This is a genomic window from Methylobacterium sp. WL18 (genome assembly GCF_008040015.1).
Lineage (GTDB): Bacteria > Pseudomonadota > Alphaproteobacteria > Rhizobiales > Beijerinckiaceae > Methylobacterium > Methylobacterium mesophilicum.
On the sequence record NZ_VRVD01001127.1, the window covers coordinates 1 to 797 of the forward strand.

1 protein-coding gene is annotated in these 797 nt (G+C 73.5%); it reads left to right on the top strand.

Features of this window, described 5'->3' with window-relative positions; genetic code table 11:
• The coding region (locus tag FV228_RS31310) for a polysaccharide biosynthesis/export family protein (RefSeq protein WP_147857927.1) at nucleotides 1-797 on the top strand (797 nt) is incomplete at both ends.

The window sequence follows — 797 nt, forward strand, 5'->3', positions numbered from 1 at the left end:
CCCCTCGACAGCCTGCTCGCCTCCTTCGGCGACCACCGCCCCTCCACCGAGCCGGTGATCGGCATCGGCGACATGGTCTCGGTCTCGGTCTGGGAGGCCGGCTCCGGCGGCCTGTTCTCCGGACCCCTGGTCGCCGACCGCTTCTCCGCCGGCTCCAAGTCCGCCCTGATCCCCGAGCAGCCGGTCGGCCGCGACGGCGCGATCTCGGTGCCCTATGCCGGGCGCATCAAGGTCGCCGGCCGCCGGCCCCAGGACGTCCAGGGCCTGATCGAGAACGAACTCGCCGGCAAGGCGATCCAGCCGCAGGTGCTGGTCTCGGTCACCCGGCCGATCAGCCAGGCGGTCACCGTCACCGGCGAGGGCGCCGCCGGCGCGCGCCTGCCGCTCTCGGGCCACGGCGACCGCATCCTCGACGTCATCGCGTCGGCCGGCGGCAACCGCTCGCCGGTCTCGGAGACCTTCGTGCGCCTGTCGCGCGGGCCGGTCACCGCCACGGTGCCGCTGACCACCGTGGTGTCGAACCCCAAGGAGAACATCTACCTGCGGCCCAACGACGTGCTCACCCTGGTGCGCGATCCGCAGACCTTCCTGGCGGTGGGCGCGCTCGGCCAGGCCACGGAACTGCCGTTCCAGGCCGACGGCATCACGCTCGCTCAGGCGCTCGCCAAGGCGCGCGGCCTGTCGGACTTCGCCGCCGACCCGGCCGGCACCTTCATCTTCCGGTTCGAGCCCGCCAGCGTGGTGCGCCGGCTCAACCCGGCCACCAAGCTCACCGGCACGCCGCTGGTGCCGGTGGT